Origin of the sequence: Avibacterium volantium (genome assembly GCF_049366555.1) — a bacterium.
Classification (GTDB): domain Bacteria; phylum Pseudomonadota; class Gammaproteobacteria; order Enterobacterales; family Pasteurellaceae; genus Avibacterium; species Avibacterium volantium_A.
Window position 1 is genome coordinate 1 of the sequence record NZ_JBMMGT010000067.1, and the last position, 488, is coordinate 488.

At 34.8% G+C, this 488-nt stretch carries 1 rRNA gene; it reads left to right on the forward strand.

Annotation, left to right across the window (positions count from 1 at the left end):
* Positions 1–33 precede the first annotated feature (33 nt).
* Positions 34–149 (forward strand): 5S ribosomal RNA (gene rrf / locus ACLS0A_RS11020).
* Positions 150–488 lie beyond the last annotated feature (339 nt).

The following is a 488-nucleotide window of genomic DNA, read 5'->3' on the forward strand; positions in this document are numbered from 1 at the left end:
CAGATAAAGAATCTAAAGAATACAAAGAATTATCTTGGCGGCGCTAGTGCAGTGGACCCACCTAATTCCATGCCGAACTTAGAAGTTAAACGCTGTAACGCCGATGGTAGTGTGGGGAATCCCCATGTGAGAGTAGGACACCGCCAGGTTTTGAATGAAAGAAGAACGCCATTGAGGGAACTCGGTGGCGTTTTTTTATTGGTTTTATTTTATATCTCCTATTTTGGGTTTTATTTTGGGGCGTTATTATTGGTTAGGGAAAGCTGGGAGAAGAACCTAATTAGACTTTTTGTGCTTTATATCTCCCATTTTTACTTTTCTAAATATACTTATTTTTATCATTTATTTAATATTAAAGCAGAATTATTTAAATAAGTTGGCTTCGAGAAAGTTCAAGCAGCTATAAGTATCATTTAAATGAGTATATAGATGTACTTAGAAAATATATAAGAAAAATCTGGCAAAATTACACCGCACTTTGGTTTGAT